Source organism: Bradyrhizobium sp. CCBAU 51765 (genome assembly GCF_015291725.1).
Classification (GTDB): Bacteria; Pseudomonadota; Alphaproteobacteria; order Rhizobiales; family Xanthobacteraceae; genus Bradyrhizobium; species Bradyrhizobium liaoningense.
The window spans coordinates 1,765,525-1,782,456 of sequence record NZ_CP030038.1; the positions used below are offsets into that span (position 1 = coordinate 1,765,525).

General features: G+C 61.4%; 19 protein-coding genes. 18 read left to right on the forward strand and 1 reads right to left on the reverse strand.

Translation table 11 applies throughout. The features are described from left to right. Positions 1 to 43: 43 nt before the first annotated feature. From XH96_RS08265 to XH96_RS08275, 3 genes are all read left to right on the forward strand, one after another. Positions 44 to 967 (forward strand): DUF2493 domain-containing protein, encoded by a 924-nt coding sequence (locus XH96_RS08265; RefSeq protein WP_194392084.1) that lies wholly within the window; start codon positions 44 to 46, stop codon positions 965 to 967. Then, positions 964 to 1,557 carry a hypothetical protein gene (locus XH96_RS08270; RefSeq protein ID WP_347337505.1) on the forward strand — a complete coding sequence of 198 codons (594 nt, stop codon included), beginning with the start codon at positions 964 to 966 and terminating at the stop codon, positions 1,555 to 1,557. The genes XH96_RS08265 and XH96_RS08270 overlap by 4 nt, the downstream gene beginning before the upstream one ends. Before the next feature lie 577 nt (positions 1,558 to 2,134). After that, positions 2,135 to 2,455: a DUF736 domain-containing protein gene (locus XH96_RS08275; protein ID WP_092220534.1), complete on the forward strand. Its 321-nt coding sequence runs from the start codon at positions 2,135 to 2,137 to the stop codon at positions 2,453 to 2,455. A 64-nt stretch (positions 2,456 to 2,519) separates the two neighbouring features. Here the strand turns inward: XH96_RS08275 and XH96_RS08280 are convergent, their stop codons facing one another. Next, a complete protein-coding gene (locus XH96_RS08280; protein WP_092220538.1) occupies positions 2,520 to 2,747 on the reverse strand; it encodes a helix-turn-helix domain-containing protein in 228 nt (75 codons plus the stop codon). 195 nt (positions 2,748 to 2,942) lie between these two features. Here XH96_RS08280 and XH96_RS39055 point away from each other — a divergent pair, with 195 nt between their 5' ends. The 15 genes from XH96_RS39055 to XH96_RS08360 all read left to right on the forward strand — a co-directional run bounded on the left by XH96_RS39055 (position 2,943) and on the right by XH96_RS08360 (position 16,927). Next, positions 2,943 to 3,215, forward strand: coding sequence for a DUF2285 domain-containing protein (locus tag XH96_RS39055; protein WP_246790155.1), 273 nt, complete (start codon positions 2,943 to 2,945; stop codon positions 3,213 to 3,215). Positions 3,216 to 3,380: 165 nt separating this feature from the next. Next, on the forward strand, positions 3,381 to 4,151 hold the full coding sequence (locus tag XH96_RS08295) for a DNA -binding domain-containing protein (RefSeq protein WP_371740013.1): 771 nt from the start codon (positions 3,381 to 3,383) through the stop codon (positions 4,149 to 4,151). Positions 4,152 to 4,284: 133 nt separating this feature from the next. After that, positions 4,285 to 4,566 carry an AlpA family transcriptional regulator gene (locus tag XH96_RS08300; RefSeq protein ID WP_092220543.1) on the forward strand — a complete coding sequence of 94 codons (282 nt, stop codon included), beginning with the start codon at positions 4,285 to 4,287 and terminating at the stop codon, positions 4,564 to 4,566. Positions 4,567 to 4,588: 22 nt separating this feature from the next. Continuing rightward, positions 4,589 to 5,470 carry a replication initiator protein A gene (locus tag XH96_RS08305; RefSeq protein ID WP_092220545.1) on the forward strand — a complete coding sequence of 294 codons (882 nt, stop codon included), beginning with the start codon at positions 4,589 to 4,591 and terminating at the stop codon, positions 5,468 to 5,470. A 288-nt stretch (positions 5,471 to 5,758) separates the two neighbouring features. Continuing rightward, positions 5,759 to 6,223: a DUF2840 domain-containing protein gene (locus XH96_RS08310; protein WP_194392089.1), complete on the forward strand. Its 465-nt coding sequence runs from the start codon at positions 5,759 to 5,761 to the stop codon at positions 6,221 to 6,223. Beyond that, complete coding sequence (locus XH96_RS08315) at positions 6,220 to 6,732, forward strand: S26 family signal peptidase (protein ID WP_194392091.1); 513 nt, start codon at positions 6,220 to 6,222, stop codon at positions 6,730 to 6,732. The genes XH96_RS08310 and XH96_RS08315 overlap by 4 nt, the downstream gene beginning before the upstream one ends. A gap of 2 nt (positions 6,733 to 6,734) precedes the next feature. After that, positions 6,735 to 7,565 (forward strand): lytic transglycosylase domain-containing protein, encoded by an 831-nt coding sequence (locus XH96_RS08320; RefSeq protein WP_092220557.1) that lies wholly within the window; start codon positions 6,735 to 6,737, stop codon positions 7,563 to 7,565. 338 nt (positions 7,566 to 7,903) lie between these two features. Beyond that, a complete protein-coding gene (locus XH96_RS08325; RefSeq protein WP_092221147.1) occupies positions 7,904 to 8,968 on the forward strand; it encodes an IS110 family transposase in 1,065 nt (354 codons plus the stop codon). 547 nt (positions 8,969 to 9,515) lie between these two features. Next, the gene (locus tag XH96_RS08330; RefSeq protein WP_194392092.1) at positions 9,516 to 11,279 is read left to right on the forward strand and encodes a DUF3363 domain-containing protein; all 1,764 of its coding nucleotides are present in this window, start codon (positions 9,516 to 9,518) and stop codon (positions 11,277 to 11,279) included. Between the two features lie 36 nt (positions 11,280 to 11,315). After that, positions 11,316 to 13,304, forward strand: coding sequence for a conjugal transfer protein TraG (locus XH96_RS08335; protein WP_092220448.1), 1,989 nt, complete (start codon positions 11,316 to 11,318; stop codon positions 13,302 to 13,304). 3 nt (positions 13,305 to 13,307) lie between these two features. Continuing rightward, a complete protein-coding gene (locus tag XH96_RS08340) occupies positions 13,308 to 13,733 on the forward strand; it encodes a CopG family transcriptional regulator (RefSeq protein WP_092220450.1) in 426 nt (141 codons plus the stop codon). Positions 13,734 to 13,866: 133 nt separating this feature from the next. Further along, positions 13,867 to 15,195, forward strand: coding sequence for an MFS transporter (locus XH96_RS08345; protein WP_092220452.1), 1,329 nt, complete (start codon positions 13,867 to 13,869; stop codon positions 15,193 to 15,195). A 229-nt stretch (positions 15,196 to 15,424) separates the two neighbouring features. Next, on the forward strand, positions 15,425 to 16,339 hold the full coding sequence (trbB, locus tag XH96_RS08350) for a P-type conjugative transfer ATPase TrbB (RefSeq protein WP_194394073.1): 915 nt from the start codon (positions 15,425 to 15,427) through the stop codon (positions 16,337 to 16,339). 1 nt (position 16,340) lies between these two features. Continuing rightward, positions 16,341 to 16,664 carry a TrbC/VirB2 family protein gene (locus XH96_RS08355; protein ID WP_092220456.1) on the forward strand — a complete coding sequence of 108 codons (324 nt, stop codon included), beginning with the start codon at positions 16,341 to 16,343 and terminating at the stop codon, positions 16,662 to 16,664. Continuing rightward, entirely contained in the window at positions 16,664 to 16,927 is a 264-nt protein-coding gene (locus XH96_RS08360; protein WP_109144854.1) for a VirB3 family type IV secretion system protein, read from the forward strand. The genes XH96_RS08355 and XH96_RS08360 overlap by 1 nt, the downstream gene beginning before the upstream one ends. The last annotated feature ends 5 nt before the right edge of the window (positions 16,928 to 16,932 follow it).

A 16,932-nucleotide genomic window follows, 5' to 3' on the forward strand; every position in this document is an offset into this window, starting at 1 on the left:
AAGGCCGCGATGGTCGCGGCCGATCCGGCAAAGGATCGCCTTAATGACCGATCACGATGACATCGAACCGCCGCACGCCGCATCTGCGACCGAACACGTTCTTACCGAATTGCAGCTCTTCGGTTACCGCCCCTTCGACGACCAGCCTGATCCACGGCCGCTTCCCGAGGGCAGGATCATTACCGGTGCCGTCGCTGACATCTTCGATGCCCTGGTCGCCACGTTGAGCGACACGCGGCTCGAGCCGGACCTCGACGATCTGCTCTGGTCGACCGTCAACCTGTTCCATCGTGCCGTCGACCGCATCGGTCGCCAACTCGACGACAACGAACAGGCGCAACGCAAGAGTCAGCGCGAGCAGGACGGCTCCGAAGTTCGATCGGTCGAACTCGAGCGCGTGACGGCGGAAGGCATCACATTGATCGAGCGTCGCGACTGCCTGGAGCTCTTCCGCGACCAGGCCATCGAGCGCTTTGAGACACACACCGGTTCATTCTGGCGCCCTCGATCGGGATCGCTGGTCAACCACCGTACGCTGACCGCAGCGATGATCGACTCCCGCGACTTCATCGCGGCCAAGCGCCGCGCCGAGACCGAGGTCATGTTGCCGCCAGGACCGAAGATCGCACTCACCGGAGGGCTCGACTTCAAAGACCATCATCTGATCTGGGATCGCCTCGACAAGGTTCACGCCAAGCATCCCGACATGGTCCTGCTCCACGGCGGCTCCCCGAAGGGGGCCGAATTGATCGCCTCCAAATGGGCGACTACCCGTAAGGTGCCTCAGATCGCCTTCAAGCCCGACTGGACGAAACATGCCAAGGCAGCGCCGTTCAAGCGCAATGACGCCATGCTTGAACTCCTGCCGATCGGCGTCATGCACTTCCCGGGCACAGGAATCCAGGACAACTTGGCCGATAAGGCGAAGCGGCTTGGCATCCCGGTCTGGATGTTCGGCGGCGCGTGAGCGCCGCCTTCTCAACTGAAGCCTTCGAGGCGAAATTGCTCACGCCGCAACTCCGCCTCGTTTCGGTCTCATATCCAGAGTTGCGCCGTGGTGGTGGTGGAAGGCGCAACTCGTACATCTATGCACATGGAGCCACCACCATGCTCGCTATTGGGCTTGTTCTCAATACACTCGGCATCGGCCTATTCTGCTGGGCGATTTTCGCGCTCGCAGTGTATGCCCTGCCGTTTTTCGTCGCACTGAGTATCGGGATGACCGCGTTTCAGAGCGGTGCCGGCCTCATCGGCGCGCTGCTTCTTGGAACGACCGGCGGTGCGCTGACGCTTGTCCTCGGCCAGATCGCCTTTGCTGTTACTCGGTCCTTGGCCTTGCGCATCGCAATCGCGACAGCATTCGCTGTTCCCGCCGCCGTCGCCGGCTATCATGTGGTGTTCGCCGTGTCCCATATCGGGGTGCCTTCGCTGGCCTGGCGTGAAGTCTTCGCTTGCCTGGGCGCGGTTTGCATTGGCGTTACGTCATGGACGCGCTTGATTGTTTTGGCGAAGACCGGCCCGTTCGAGCCGGATGGGGTGGTGGAGAACCCGTCCTAACCAGTTCTTACGGCCACATGGCCCGAGCGGACGACCCTTTTCCGGCTTCATCGTCGAACAGGTGCGCGTAGATCGGCGCGATGAACGGGGGATGATCGAAACCTGAGCGCGGAGAGGCCGTCCTGCTCGGAACTCCTCGATCAAGCTGCCGACATTCGGTCTGGCCCACGCAGCCGCGGCAGAGCGATCCTACCTCGATCGATTCTTGGGAGACGATGCCGCCCTTTGCAGGAAATTGTTTCTCTTTCTGCCCTGAATGGTTCCGACCTCTTGTTCATCAAAACCGAGATAGCCACGCTTCTCCAGAGATTGTGGTTCAGCACGCGGACGCACGTGGCCTCGTTGATGGCTTGATCTGGCCGAAGACCGGCTTCGCCTCGATCGTCTGAGCCGCAACGCCGTTGATGCGACTTTCTTCCCCTGGGCTTCGCCCATTCCTCGCGAGACAAGAAAGTCGCCACAACGACGTCCTTCGCTGCGCTCCGGCCCGAGCGGGTGCGTCGCCGATCGTCCTCGGCCCTAGATCGCCATCGAGGCCGCGATGGTCGCGGGCTCGAAACACAACAGGAGAAGTGACATGGCTAACATCGGTTCTTTCAAGAAGGTCGGCAACGAATTCCAGGGCGAGATCGTGACCCTGAGCCTGAAGGCCAAGGGCGTCCGCATCGTCGCCGAGACCAACCGGTCCAACGAAAACGCTCCCAGCCACCGCATCTATGTGGGCCGGGCGGAGATCGGCGCAGCCTGGTCGAAGCGTTCCGAGGAGGGCCGCGATTACCTCTCACTCAAGCTCGACGACCCCTCGTTCAACGCGCCGATCTACGCGAACCTGTTCGACGACGAAGGCGGTGAAGGCTACACCCTGCTCTGGTCGCGGCCGCGCAAGACCGGCGAGTAAGAGCGCCCCACCAAGCCCCGTCCGGTCCGCCGGGCGGGGCGCTTCGCGGTCGGCCTGAAGGGGCTTACGATTTGCTAAGCCGCGGAGCCTTTTTGAGCAGGTCCCCCGGTTCGACCCCCAATGCTTCAGCAATTTGTCCGAGCACGGTGACGCTTGCTGATACATCGCCGCGCTCGATGGCGCCGACGTAACGGGCGCTTAAACCCGCGCGCTCGGCCAGCTCCTCCTGCGTCATTTGTAGATCGTGGCGTTTCCGACGCAGATTCACAGCCATGATCTCTTTGAGATCCATGGCGATATGGGAACTGAGCCGGAACGATCGTTCCTATTCGTGTCCGAACATGCTATCGAGGGTGGCGGCGTTACGTGCGCGACCGAACTCGGCCACCGATCTACCAAACGAATATTCAGGATTCGAACGGGGGGCGGAGGTCTGGATTGCGACCAAACCATGGCGTAGCCTATAGGCGTTCTAAAAGCGGGTATGATGCAGAAGCCATCCCTAGATCCAGACGTAGCTGACAGTGCGCCGAACGAGCCGCTGCTGACTGCCTATGACGAACAGCATGTCGTTACGTACATGCGCCTCCTGCAGGCGCAGGGCGAGGGGGCGGACTGGCGCGAAGTTGCTCGAGTGGTCTTGCATATGGACCCAGAGCGAGAGCTGGATCGTGCGCAGCGCGCATATCAGAGTCATCTTGCGCGCGCCAAATGGGTGACGGAGCAAGGACGACTCTTGCGCGGTGCCGGGTCGAAATAGAAGAAAATCACCGGCTGGCGGCTTGCAGGCAGAACTATTTTCTTTTGCTGACCGGTGGTCATTCCGGTGCACCACGTGGTGCCAAACTAGGGGCTTCCTACAACCGCCTCGTTCATACCTATTGCGGCGCAATCGTCGTTAGCAGCGTGCAATGGGGCGGAAGCAATGCCTGAATTCGACTGGCGGTCGCCGGATTCCTACAAGAGCCTACAAGACTGCGAAATCACCGACATCGCCTGGGAATGTCTCCGTCGTAACGCGGACTATCGACGCGAGTACGAAGCGATGATCGCAAGCAGCCCAGATGGTGAAGTGACCGAGGAATTCAGGAGGAAAGGGGTATCTGCTTTCGCCCATGACCCACAGAGGTCCTTCGACGAGCAGACGATCTTTTGGGCGCCTGAGGTTCTAGCGGCGGTCGTTCCGGTCAAGGTTGCCGGGGCTGCCGATCGCAGTTCAGCGTCTCAACCGCTGCTTGACCTTGCAGGAGGTCAGGTGCGCCGCGCCGCCGACGGCTGGCACGCCGTGCTGCGCATCGGTTCGGCGGACCACCGTGTCTGGTCCAAGGGCCCGCCGGTGCTCGGCGCGTCATATGCAGCCGACTTGCCGTTCGACGGCGATTTCGGCGCGCGTGCCTATGCAGCCCGGCGGCTGTGGCGCGCGATGAATGGACGCGCGCCGGGGCCTGCATTTCATCAACTATCGAAACATCGACGCGAACGCTTGAGCGCAGCGATCCGTGCGCTTGATGCTCACAGCGCCGGCGGTAGCTATCGCACGATCGCCGAGACGCTGTTCGGCAAAAAGCGCATCCCCGATCGCGCCTGGAAGACGCATGATCTGCGCAATCGAACAATCCGCTTGGTGCAAGGCGGCCTCGCGTTGATGCGTGGTGGTTACCGGAAACTCCTGCGTCCCGGGCGCAAAGACCAGTAGCGCAGTCCCTCAGGGGTGCCGAAAATCGCCCCTTCCATATTCGGCATCCCTCTCCGAGATCCTGCTCCTCCATGATGACCGCACACACGCCGGTCTAGCCAGTCGTAGTGCGCTGTCCTCCTGGAGTTCTTAAATGCCCGATCCGATGGCCGGTCTTCCCCCGCGATTCCTGCGTACACCTGAGGCCGCGCGCTATCTTGGCCTGTCCGGTCGCACGCTCGAGAAACATCGCACGTACGGTACTGGACCGACGTATCGGAAGATCGGCGGACGTGTTGTCTACGCCGTCGATGACCTGAAAGCGTGGGCCGACCGCGGCGTCAAGACATCGACGTCCGACCCCGGAAAGGGGACCGTGCTGCCGGCCAAGAAGCATCCCGCGCTGCGCCCGTATGCGGGTCAAGAACGCCGCTGATTGCCGCGTAAGAGCAGTGACCATGCGGCGCAAGCACCATTCCGAGCGCGACCAGCTTGAGCTCTTTCGGGCGCTGCCCGGTGATCTCGCGCCCCGCGATGCGCAGGATCTGATGGCATATCCGTTCTTTTCGTTGGCAAAGACCAAACGCACTGTGCCGATCGATTTCCGTGCCGGAGCGGTCGCAATTCGTGTCGAAGCCGTGCCTGAGCACGGCATGGCGACCATCTGGGATGCAGACGTTCTGATCTGGGCTGCGTCCCAGATCGTCGAAGCCCGTGACGCCGGCTTGAAGACGTCGCGCCTGATGGCAGCAACGCCATACGAGATTTTGACGTTCGTCGGCCGCGGCACCAGCGCGCGCGACTATGACCGGCTGAAGGCTGGTCTCGATAGACTTCAGTCAACGACCGTGCTGACGTCGATCCGCCAGCCGATGGAACGTCGACGGCATCGCTTCTCCTGGATCAACGAGTGGAAGGAAACGGCCGATGCAAATGGCCGTCCATTTGGGCTCGAGCTGATCCTGCCTGATTGGTTCTACGCCGGCGTCATCGATGAAGCGCTCGTGCTGACGATCGATCGCGCTTATTTCGATCTGACGGGCGGGCTCGAGCGCTGGCTTTATCGCCTCGTGCGCAAGCATGGTGGACGCCAGGATGTCGGCTGGAGTTTTGATCTTCTGCACCTCCATGCCAAGTCCGGCATCCTCTCGCCACTCAAGCATTTTGCTTACGACGTTCGTCAGATCGTCCAGCGCCAGACCTTGCCCGGCTATCAGCTCGTGCTCACGCGCGATCCAGATGGCACCGAGCGGCTGAACTTCACGCCTACGCCTGTCGATCCCTTAACGGCCCGCTTGCGCCGCCGCGGTCTCATTCCAAATTCGGAGGACAACCTGTGAATCAGCTCGTGCTATCGGGGACCGCAACCCTCGTGCTATCGGGGACCCGAACCTCGTGCTATCGAGGACCGGAATCGAGCTTAAGAGCTTGTTTCTCCGCGCTTTCCCGCTCCTCTAACTTTACTAACAGGAAATCCTTCGGATTTCTTCTAACGGAACAGGCCGAAAGCCGCATTGGCGGCGCCCCGCAACGGCAGCCCGACAGGCCAGCCTGCCTTTGCAGGCCATACACACTCTCGACCAAGCCCAAGCTCACGACCGCCAACTCCAGCGTCGGGGAGCCGTGGCATGAGTGATCTCACGGAAGTGGAAGTGTTGTGGCTCGAGAAGCGCATCGAAAACCGCGTTCGGTTCGGTCGCATCGTCGAGGAACGGAAGCTTGATCGCCATCGGCGTGTCCTGTCATTCGCGCCGGGTAGCATCTTTGCCTTCGTCCGTTGGACCTCGAACGACTTCGGCACGGCCATTTCGCGGATCGACATTTTGCGCGCAATCGCTCCGCGACAGCGCTGCTCGACCGTCCCTTATGTGACACCCGGCGGGGAGATTTTGCTGCGCCTGTCTGGCTGGCCGAAGGTCGAGCGAGTGCTGCAAATGATCGATGCCGTTGAGGCACTCGGCATCGATCCAGCTGATGTCGCGCCTGATCATTGGCATCACGTTCATAACCGTCTTTCCGTCAACGAAAACCCGCGCCCATATACAAAAGCGCGCCATCAGGCCTGGCTTCATCGCCAAAAGGTGATGCGATGACGGGCCGCCTAATGATGCTGGCTGTGACGACTGGGGTCGCTGCTGCGCTCATCGCGACGATCGTCCTGGAGCCGCTTCCGCTTTACATCTGGAACGTATCCGCAAGCGTGCCGATCGGTCTCTACCGCGTGCGACCGGCGGACCAATTTCAAGTCACTGAATTGGTCGCCGTGCAGCCGCCGGAGCCGCTCGCGACATTCCTCGACTTTAACGGCTATTTGCCCATTGGCGTCCCGATGCTGAAACGCGTGCTCACCCTTCCGGGGCAGAGTGTTTGCAGAACCGGCCTCACGATTTCGGTCGACGACATAGCAGTCGGCGAGGCAAAGGATCGCGACGGACGCGGCAGGCCGCTGCCGAGATGGCAGGGCTGCCGCGTCGTCGGAGACGGCGAGCTGTTTCTGATGAATTGGCAGTCTGACGATTCTCTTGATGGCCGGTATTTTGGATTCTTGCCGGCGTCGGCGGTGATCGGCCGTGCGATGCCGGTGTGGACGTGGGACGAGTGATTGTGCGTATTCGATGTGTTCTCCCTGTCATTCCCTTGTTCGATCGATTGCGGGACCATTCCTCCGCCTCGATCGATGTCTGCAAGGCTGGCGCGAGTCCGATCGCATGCTGGGGTCAGTTGGGCACGCGCGCTTGTGCTGTGGTTCCCCTGATGCTTCTTCTGACCGCGTGTGGCAGTGTTGCTTTGGCCCAGAGCGGATCAACCGCCCAGCCGGGGATCAGCCGGAGTGCTCACTCATTTGCCGGCTTCATCAATGAAGCCTCACAACGCTTTGCGATCGCGCCGAACTGGATCCGATCAGTCCAAAGCATCGAGAGTGCTGGTGACGTGCACGCCAGATCGCCAAAAGGCGCAATGGGCCTGATGCAAATCATGCCGGCGACCTGGGCGGAACTTCGAGAGCGCTACCATTTCGGGAACGACCCCTACGACCCGCACGACAACATTCTGGCCGGCACGGCCTATCTGCGCGAATTGCTCGATCGGTATGGCTCGCCTGGCGTGTTTGCCGCGTACAACGCGGGACCATCTCGCTATGAAGAGCATCTCGCAGGCGGCTCTCTGCCTGACGAGACGCGAGCATACGTCGCAAAGCTTGCAAATCTGCTTGCCATCGACCTGCCGCCGAAATGGACTTCCAGCGGACAGTCATCAGCAGCTGCGACGCTATTCGTCACGCGATCCGATCTCATGAAAACGCGCGATCAGATGCTGGCGCTCATGCCGTCGAGCGGTGTCAGGACCGCATTCTCGGCTTCCGATGTTTCGCGCATGGTTCCCCGGCCTATTGGCGTGTTCGTCCCTCGATCGGATTCGGGAGTATCGCAATGACCAGGAGTGCTAGTTCGCAAGCTGATGGCGTATGGGCGATGCCTTCGGCCCGCGCTCTACTCGTCGCTTCGCTCCTCACCGAGCCACCCTTCGGGTGTCTCGGCCCTTCGGGTAACGATCGCTATCGCAAGCGCTCGGAAGCCGTGGGGCCCTTGCGAGTTGGCTGCCAAGTTGCGGCGGCTATTTCGGGAACCGGCGAGAGACCACGACGCCACGACGGCAGGGCGGCTCTTCAAATCGGGCTTCGAGAGATCGGTGCACGGGAATAAGACGGCCGTGGCCGAATCCGGAGCCTGGTGCAACGACTTGGAAGGTCGTTGCCACACAGGAGAGCTCCGATGAAACTGTACGTTGGATTGGACGTCGGCCTTGAAGAAACCAGCGTTTGCATCGTCGATAGCGAGGGTCTTACGATCCGCGAAGTTAAGGTCAGCACGGAGCCAGAGGCGATCCGCTCCGCTGTGGAGGGTTACGCGGATCGCCTCGATAGGGTCGGGGTCGAGGCGTCATCGCTGGGTATCTGGCTGTATCGCGAACTGCAGTCAGCCGGGCTTCCAATCATTGTCGTGGAGGCGCGCCACATGCGCGTTTCGCTATCGACAATGCGCAACAAAACCGACCGAAACGATGCGCGCGGCATCGCGCAAATGATGCGGTTGGGCTGGTACCGCGCCGTGCATGTCAAGAATATCGACATGCAAAAAATGCGCACGCTGCTGACGAACCGGAAGCTGCTCAAGCGCAAATTGATCGACCTCGAGAACCATGTTCGGGGCGCACTGCGGGCCTATGGATTGCTCGTCGGAGCGGTCGCGAGAGGTGCCTTTGAGGCCCGCATCCGCGAGCTGATCGAGCACAGCGACCCGATTTTTGTGATGTCGATCCAGGTCATGCTGGACGTGCGTCGCGCCCTCCTCGAAGGTTACGATCGGCTGCATCGTGTGCTCCTGCAGGTGGTCCAGCATGATCCTGTTTGCCGGCGTCTGATGACGGTTCCAGGCGTCGGTCCGGTCGTTGCCTTGTCATTCAAAGTCGGCGTTGATGACCCTCATCGCTTTGCCCGATCCCGCACGGTGGGCGCCCATTTTGGCCTGACGCCGAAGCGCCACCAGTCCGGGACGTCGATCGATTTTGAGGGGCGCATCAGCAAACAAGGCGATATCTCCGTGAGGGAGGCGCTGTGTGAAGCTGCCGCAAGTCTGCTGCTACGGGTCAGAAAATGGTCGGCATTGCGGGCGTGGGGCCTGCGAATTGCCAAGCGGTCGAGCATGCTGTGTGCGATAGCCGCGGTCGCGCGAAAGCTCGCGGGTATTCTCCACCGGATGTGGGTCAGCGAGACCGATTTCCACGTCGGATTCGGTGCCAAGATCACGCAACGGCTGCGCCTAAAGCCGGCGCAGTAGCAGCTACATAGACGAGCATAGGAAGGCGCTGGGACTACTCCCAGCATGTTGAGGAGGGAACGAAATTAGAGATCCGCGCGCGCGGTGAGCGTCCCCTGGCGGGGCCGCGAAACGGGGAATGTCCGCTATCTCTTGCCTGCTGCCGCCCTTCGGGGACGAGAGCGCCGGACTGCTTGGACAGCCCTGTTCACGAACCTGATGAAGAGCATGCGACGGCCGAAGTGCTGAACGCGAAGGAACGCATGGACCCCGCCTGGTGAAGGCCACTGCAACGCGGTGTGGTGACGTTTGTGCGTCGTAGATGGAGGGAAGCAGCGATGCTTATTTTGCGAGGACTCGAGGAAAAACCTAGGAATGAGTTGACTTTGCCCGCCCGATTAGGAAGGCGAGATAAAAGGGGCTCGCCGGTCGAACCGCAAGCCATTGGCATGGCTTGGGTTCTGGCGTGCCGGTCGGTCGGGGCGCGTGCCGCGCTTTGCATTTTGACGAATGCAATCAAAGGCGTTTTCGGCACCGTGTGCACTTTTGATCGTTTGGAGGCCCTGCCGTGAGCGTGGGCGACAGCGACCTGCGTATTCGGCCTGGGCGCATCCGCAGTACCCGAGCGCCTAAGCCGAAGAGCTTCATCAACCAGGTGCTGAGGGCGGCGAAGAAAGCAGGACACACCTCGGGTCAGACCGTAGCTGGCAGGCGTTCGGCGGCCTATGGGCGCTCCACGTTTGGCCGCGGGCGCCTCGCGTTTAGCCGCGCCAGATTGTTCAGCCCGACGCGGCGCGTCGTGGTGAAGGCGCGCGTGGTTCGTCACAAAGGGCGAGCCTTCCGTTCAGCGCCACTGACCGCCCACCTCTCATATCTGAAGCGCGACGGCGTGACCCGAAGCGGGGAGCGAGCCGAGATGTTCGACGCCGGCAGTGACCGTGCCGATGGCGTGGCCTTCGCGCAACGGTGCCAGGACGATCGCCATCATTTCAGGTTCATCGTATCACCGGAGGATGCGGGCGACATGACCGATCTGAAGGCCTTCACCCGTGATCTTGCCAAGCAGATGGAGACCGATCTCGGCACGCGGCTCGATTGGGTAGCTGTCGATCATTGGAACACCGACAACCCTCACGTCCACCTTCTCGTTCGGGGAGTAGATCAGGACGCGGCGGACCTCGTGATCTCCCGCGACTACATCAGCCAGGGCCTGCGCTCACGCGCCGAGGAACTGGTCGCCATCGAGCTGGGTCCAAAGCCGGAGCGCGAAATCCGCAATTCGCTGGAGCGGGAAGTCAGGGCGGAACGATGGACGCGGCTCGATCGGGAGATCCGGCTTGCGGCAGATGAGGCTGGCTACATCGATCTCCGGCCCGAAAATCCGGGCACGCTCGATCCCGAGATCCGGAGATTGATGGTTGGCCGCCTTCAGTACCTTGAGAGGATGGGCCTTTCTGCATCCGCTGCACCAGGGGAATGGATGGTCGGGCTCGAGGCCGAGCGTAGCTTGCGCGACCTCGGTATGCGGGGCGACATCATCAAGACCATGCACCGCGCCTTTACCGAGCGTGGAGAACCCCGCGGCGTTGCCGACTTCGTCATCGAGGGTGGACAGCCGACGTCCCAGATTATCGGACGCCTAGTCGACCGTGGACTGCATGACGAGCTGACTGGCGAGGCCTATGCCCTGATCGACGGAACAGACGGACGGGCGCACCATGTGCGCTTTCGAGGGCTCGAGGCTTTCGAACATGTTCCGCCGGCCGGCGGCATCGTCGAAGTCCGACGCTTCGGTCAAGCCGGCGATCCGCGGCCGACCGTGGTGCTGGCGACCCGCTCCGATCTCGATCTTGCCGAGCAGGTCACTGCTAAAGGGGCCACTTGGCTCGACCACAGGCTGGTCGAACGCGACCCGATGCCACTTGCCATGGGCGGATTCGGCCGCGAGACCCGCGACGCCATGGAAGCCCGAACCGAGCATCTGATCCAGCAGGGCCTGGCGCGGCGGCAGGGCCAACGCATCATCCTGCAACGCGACCTCCTGGACACGTTGCGTCGACGCGAGCTGGACGAGGTGGCCGCAAAAGTCTCAGCCGACACCGGCTTGCCTCATGTGAACGCCGCCTCTGGGGAGCATGTGGCGGGCACGTATCGCCAGCGGCTGACGCTCGCCTCGGGACGCTTCGCCATGATCGATAATGGGCTCGGCTTCCAGCTCGTGCCCTGGTCGCGCGAACTCGAGAAGAGGCTCGGCCAACACGTCACCGGTGTCGTGAAGGACGGCGGTGGTATCGAATGGGGCTTTGGTCGCAAGCGCGACCTCGGCCTCTAGCAATCTCGCCAATTCAGTTGCGGAAGGACGCTCGGAATGTCCGGAACCAAAATCCTCTGGGGACAGGTGATCGTTGTCGGCCTGATCGTCTTGCTGGCCATCTGGGGAGCAACCGAGTGGACGGCCTGGCGACTTGCCTACCAGCCCGAGCTTGGCCGGCCCTGGTTCGAACTGTTGGGCTTCAAGATCTATTATCCGCCGATCTTCTTCTGGTGGTGGTTCGTCTACGATGCCTACGCGCCTCAGGTCTTTGTCGAGGGAGCCTTCATCGCGTCGTCGGGGACCTTTGTTTCGATCGCTGTGGCGATCGGCATGTCGGTCTGGCGGGCGCGCGAGGCCAAGAATGTCGAGACCTATGGGTCGGCGCGCTGGGCTAATGCGGAAGAGGTTCGAGCGGCCGGACTTCTCGGTCCGGATGGTGTGGTACTGGGCAAGCTCGATCGCGACTACCTCCGCCATGAGGGGCCGGAGCACGTGCTGTGTTTTGCTCCCACCCGGTCCGGCAAGGGCGTCGGACTCGTCGTTCCCTCGCTGCTGGCTTGGCCGGGTTCGGCCATCGTGCACGATATCAAGGGGGAGAACTGGCAACTGACCGCGGGTTTCCGCGCGCGGCATGGCCGTGTCCTGTTGTTCGACCCGACCAACCCGAAATCCTCGGCTTACAATCCGCTTCTCGAGGTCCGGCGCGGGGAATGGGAGGTTCGCGATGTGCAGAACGTCGCCGACGTCCTGGTCGACCCCGAAGGCTCTCTCGACAAGCGGAATCATTGGGAGAAGACCAGTCATTCGCTCCTGGTCGGCGCTATCCTCCATGTCCTCTATGCCGAGGTGGACAAGACCCTGGCCGGTGTCGCCGCCTTCCTGTCCGATCCGAAGCGGCCGATCGAGGCGACGCTGAAGGCAATGATGACCACCGCGCACCTTGGCGAGCAGGGCGCCCATCCCGTCGTCGCCTCGACTGCACGCGAACTCCTCAACAAATCGGAGAATGAGCGCTCTGGCGTCCTGTCCACCGCGATGTCGTTTCTCGGGCTCTACCGCGATCCCGTGGTGGCCCGGGTGACCTGCCGCTGCGACTGGCGGATTGCCGATCTGATCGCCGATCGCCGCCCGACGACGCTTTACCTCGTGGTGCCGCCCTCCGATATCTCGCGGACCAAGCCGTTGATCCGCCTGGTGCTGAACCAGATCGGCCGGCGCCTGACCGAAGATCTGCACGCCCGCGACCGCCGGCATCGTGTGCTGATGATGCTTGACGAGTTCCCAGCCCTTGGGCGGCTCGATTTCTTCGAGTCCGCGCTCGCCTTCATGGCTGGGTACGGCATCAAGAGTTTCCTGATCGCGCAGTCGCTCAATCAAATCGAAAAGGCCTACGGCCCTAACAACGCGATCCTGGACAACTGCCATATCCGCGTCAGTTTCGCGACCAACGACGAGCGGACAGCCAAGCGGGTGTCCGATGCACTCGGTACAGCGACTGAGATGAGGGCGATGAAGAACTACGCCGGGCACAGGTTAAATCCCTGGCTGGGGCACCTGATGGTCTCTCGGCAGGAGACGGCGAGGCCGCTGCTGACGCCAGGCGAGGTCATGCAGCTTCCGCCGATGGACGAGATCGTCATGGTGGCAGGGACGGCACCGATCCGGGCGAAGAAAGTCCGCTACTACGAAGATCGCCGGTTCACCGAGCGGGTTTTGTCACCGCCCGATCCGGCGAGCGCCGGCCGATCGCCGCGAACGGACGGATGGTCAGCGCTCGGAACGCTGAAGCCGACGGGAGGTCCAACTAACAGGGCCGCCGAGGCCGAGGAAGACACGGCGAACAGCGGCCTTCGTCGGGAGCCCGAACTCCCCGATCACGTCGCTATCGTCAGGGAAACAATCGAATCGACACCGGCAGAAGAATTTGCCGTCGTTCTTGACGACGATGAGGACGCGGTCCGCCAATCTCGACTGCTTCGTCAGCAGATGCGTGGCGTCGTCCGCCAGGTTGCCATGGACCCGAATGACGGTATGGAACTCTGAGGCATGCGCGACAGGATGAACGTTTACTTTCCGCCAGAGCTTCTGAAACAGATCTCGGAGCTCGCCGATCGCAAGAAGCTTTCACGGTCTGCCATCGTGGAAGCGGCTGTCGCATCGTTCCTGTCACCGGACGGAGCGGATAGACGGGAGGCAGCATTCACCCGTCGCCTGGACCGGCTATCGCGCCAGATGCAGAGGCTGGAGCGTGACGTCGGTCTGACGGCTGAGACCTTGGCCCTTTTCATACGGTTCTGGCTGACGATCACGCCGCCATTACCCAATGAAGTCCAGGCGGTCGCGCAGGCAAAAGGTCGGGAGCGCTTTGAAGGATTTGTCGAGGCGCTCGGGCGCCGTTTGCAAAAGGGACAGAGCTTCCTGCGCGAGATTCCAGAAGATATCCGCCATCAGGAACCGGCCGAAGATGCTTAATTGAACCCGTAGAAAGACCCTTTCGCCGGTCCCTTCTTTTTCTACGCCAGCCTACGACTGCAGCGATTTAGCCGAACCGACAAAAGCTGGACGCGCTATCGGCTCGAGTGAGCTGAGAGCAAAGGGGGCCAGCATGCAAATCTCAACAGCATGGCGTCGAATCGCGCGCGTTTTTCTCCCTTTTGTAGCTGGGTACTATCTCTCTTATCTGTTCCGAACGATCAATGCCTTGATGGCTAGCCATCTCAGCTCGGATACTGGGGTTGGGGCTGCCGATCTCGGGTTGCTTACGGCAGTGTATTTTCTTGTTTTCGCGGTCGCTCAGATACCCATCGGTATATTGTTGGATCGCTTTGGTCCGCGTCGCGTCCAGAGCATTCTGCTCTTGCTTGCCGCAGCAGGCGCCGGCCTCTTCGCGATATCGACTGACTTCCTCTCGCTTTTGATCGCGCGTGCAATGATCGGGCTTGGCGTGGCCGCGGCGTTGACCGCAGGGCTGAAGTCGATCGTCCTTTGGTTCCCCAGGGAGCGTGTCGCCTTGCTTAACGGCTACATGGTCATGCTGGGATCGTTAGGAGCGGTGACTGCCACGGTCCCCCTCGAATACCTGCTCGCCTGGATGGGCTGGCGGCAACTCTTTGAGGTCCTGGCGGCCGCTACCGGTGCGACGGCCATTCTCATCTATACCGTCGTGCCTGAGCGAGGCATTGTCCCATCAACGGCGCGCGTCACTCTTAGCTCCGTTTTCAGCGATCGAAGGTTCTGGCGAATGGCCCCGTTATCGGCGACTTGCATTGGATCATCCTGGTCCCTGCAGGGTTTGTGGGCGTCGCCGTGGTTGATAGACGTAGAGGGGTTTGATCGCGACAGTCTGGTCCGACAGCTGTTCATAATGTCGATCGTATTGAGCGGTGGTGCCTGGTTGTTCGGTATGGCGGTCCACTACACCAAACGAAGAGGAATCGGGGCGGAGGCGATATTGGCCATGGTAGCAGTGCTGTTCATCGCAGCGGAGTTAGCCTTGATCCTGCGAGCGCCTCTGCCGTCCATTTGGCCATGGTCTGTTGTCGCAATTGTCGGAACAGCAACCGTGGTCAGCTTCGCGGTCATAGCGGATTACTTTCCGCCGGAGCTGGCCGGTCGCGCCAACGGCGCCTTGAACGTCTTGCACTTTGGTTGGGCGTTTCTGGCACAATACGTGACAGGTCTTATCCTGGAGCAATGGTCTGCGAATGATGGCCATAGGCCCGTCCAGGCCTATCAAGTCGCGTTCGGTCTCAACGTGGCACTGCAGATCGCGACGTTTGTCTTGTTCGCGCTGCCCTGGTGCCGATCCATCGTTTCATGGACGAGTTCAATCCTCTTCTTCAAGCCGGCTGATGTTTCCTACGGTGTCGAGTCAATTGGGTTATATGAGGATTCGGTCATCCTTCTGCCCGCGGATGACGATGCGGAGTGGTGAGCAGCAACCCGTGGCGAACTGATCCGATTGAGTAGGCCTAGAGACCAGTTCTCTGTCTTTCTTTTACTACGCCAATCTACGATCACTGAAAGCCATTGTTGCACCAAGTCCATTGGTGCCTTTTTTAATCATTCCCATCTGAGGGGCGCCTGTGGACGCTCTCATTCGGTGGGGGCGAACGGTGGCAATCCATACGATTCAATCGGAAGCGAGTTCGCGCGGCGCACGAATGCTGCGCAGCGCGCTCAGCCCGGCGATTGCCAGTTACCTCGAAGATGAAGCGATCATCGAGGTGATGCTCAACCCAGATGGGCGGCTGTGGATCGACCGGTTGTCGAATGGCCTGATCGACACAGGCGAAACGCTCTCCGCAGCGGACGGTGAGCGCATTGTTCGCCTGGTCGCGCATCATGTCGGCGCTGAGGTGCATGCCGGCTCCCCACGGGTTTCGGCCGAATTGCCTGGGACCGGCGAGCGCTTCGAAGGTCTGTTGCCCCCGGTCGTTGCGGCACCGGCCTTTGCGATCCGCAAGCCCGCAGTCGCTGTGTTTACGCTCGACGACTACGTCGGCAGTGGGATCTTGACCTCGGAGCAGGCCAAGATCCTGCAGAACGCGGTCGCCGCACGGAAGAACATCCTCGTCGCCGGCGGGACATCGACCGGCAAGACGACCTTGACGAACGCCCTCTTGGCGGAGGTGGCGAAGACCTCCGATCGGGTCGTTCTGATCGAAGATACACGCGAACTCCAATGCAAGGCGCCCAATCTCGTGGCTTTGCGGACCAAAGATGGCGTGGCCACGCTATCGGACCTCGTTCGCTCCTCGCTGCGACTGCGTCCAGACCGTATTCCGGTCGGCGAAGTTCGCGGTGCCGAAGCGCTCGATCTACTCAAGGCATGGGGCACAGGCCACCCCGGCGGCATTGGGACCATTCACGCGGGCAGTGCGCTTGGTGCGCTGCGGCGGCTCGAGCAACTCATCCAGGAAGCCGTCATCACGGTTCCGCGCGCCTTGATCGCCGAGACCATCAACCTCGTTGCCGTGCTTGCGGGGCGCGGCGCCGACCGTCGCCTCGCTGAGCTCGCCCTCGTCACGGGGCTTGGTGCCACCGGCGACTACAACCTTTCATCAGCAGGAGACTGACATGCGTCAGCAATTTCGCTTTTTTAGAGGTGCATCGTTGGCCGCCTTCGGCGCGGTGCTTTTGGCGTCGGCGCCGGCGTGGGCGGCTGGCTCGAACATGCCGTGGGAGCAGCCACTTAATCAGATCTTGCAGTCGGTCGAAGGCCCGGTCGCGAAGATCATCGCCGTCATCATCATCGTCGTGACCGGGCTCACGCTCGCGTTCGGTGACTCGTCAGGTGGTTTCCGCAGGCTGATCCAGATCGTGTTCGGTCTGTCGATCGCATTTGCCGCCTCGAGCTTCTTCCTGTCGTTCTTCTCCTTCGGCGGCGGCGTGGTGATCTGATGGATGAACTGGTCACAGGCTTTGTCGTGCCCGTTCACCGCGCGCTCACCGAGCCAATTCTGATGGGCGGCGCGCCGCGGTCGGTTGCGATCGTGAACGGCACGCTTGCGGCAGCCCTTGGGCTGGGATTGCGGCTCTGGATCGCGGGTCTTGTCCTCTGGTTCATCGGCCACATGGCCGCCGTCTGGGCCGCCAAGCGCGATCCAGCCTTTGTCGACGTCGTGCGCCGACATCTGCGTATTCCCGGCCATCTCAACACCTGAGCTCG

Coding starts and splice junctions, on each gene's coding strand:
- XH96_RS08325 (WP_092221147.1), top strand. CDS start 7,904: ATGAAACTGTACGTTGGATTGGACGTCGGCCTTGAAGAAACCAGCGTT.
- XH96_RS08310 (WP_194392089.1), top strand. CDS start 5,759: ATGAGTGATCTCACGGAAGTGGAAGTGTTGTGGCTCGAGAAGCGCATC.
- XH96_RS08340 (WP_092220450.1), top strand. CDS start 13,308: ATGCGCGACAGGATGAACGTTTACTTTCCGCCAGAGCTTCTGAAACAG.
- XH96_RS08360 (WP_109144854.1), top strand. CDS start 16,664: ATGGATGAACTGGTCACAGGCTTTGTCGTGCCCGTTCACCGCGCGCTC.
- XH96_RS08305 (WP_092220545.1), top strand. CDS start 4,589: ATGCGGCGCAAGCACCATTCCGAGCGCGACCAGCTTGAGCTCTTTCGG.
- XH96_RS08295 (WP_371740013.1), top strand. CDS start 3,381: ATGCCTGAATTCGACTGGCGGTCGCCGGATTCCTACAAGAGCCTACAA.
- XH96_RS08345 (WP_092220452.1), top strand. CDS start 13,867: ATGCAAATCTCAACAGCATGGCGTCGAATCGCGCGCGTTTTTCTCCCT.
- XH96_RS08265 (WP_194392084.1), top strand. CDS start 44: ATGACCGATCACGATGACATCGAACCGCCGCACGCCGCATCTGCGACC.
- XH96_RS08275 (WP_092220534.1), top strand. CDS start 2,135: ATGGCTAACATCGGTTCTTTCAAGAAGGTCGGCAACGAATTCCAGGGC.
- XH96_RS08280 (WP_092220538.1), bottom strand. CDS start 2,747: ATGGATCTCAAAGAGATCATGGCTGTGAATCTGCGTCGGAAACGCCAC.
- XH96_RS08355 (WP_092220456.1), top strand. CDS start 16,341: ATGCGTCAGCAATTTCGCTTTTTTAGAGGTGCATCGTTGGCCGCCTTC.
- XH96_RS08335 (WP_092220448.1), top strand. CDS start 11,316: ATGTCCGGAACCAAAATCCTCTGGGGACAGGTGATCGTTGTCGGCCTG.
- trbB (WP_194394073.1), top strand. CDS start 15,425: ATGCTGCGCAGCGCGCTCAGCCCGGCGATTGCCAGTTACCTCGAAGAT.
- XH96_RS39055 (WP_246790155.1), top strand. CDS start 2,943: ATGCAGAAGCCATCCCTAGATCCAGACGTAGCTGACAGTGCGCCGAAC.
- XH96_RS08300 (WP_092220543.1), top strand. CDS start 4,285: ATGCCCGATCCGATGGCCGGTCTTCCCCCGCGATTCCTGCGTACACCT.
- XH96_RS08315 (WP_194392091.1), top strand. CDS start 6,220: ATGACGGGCCGCCTAATGATGCTGGCTGTGACGACTGGGGTCGCTGCT.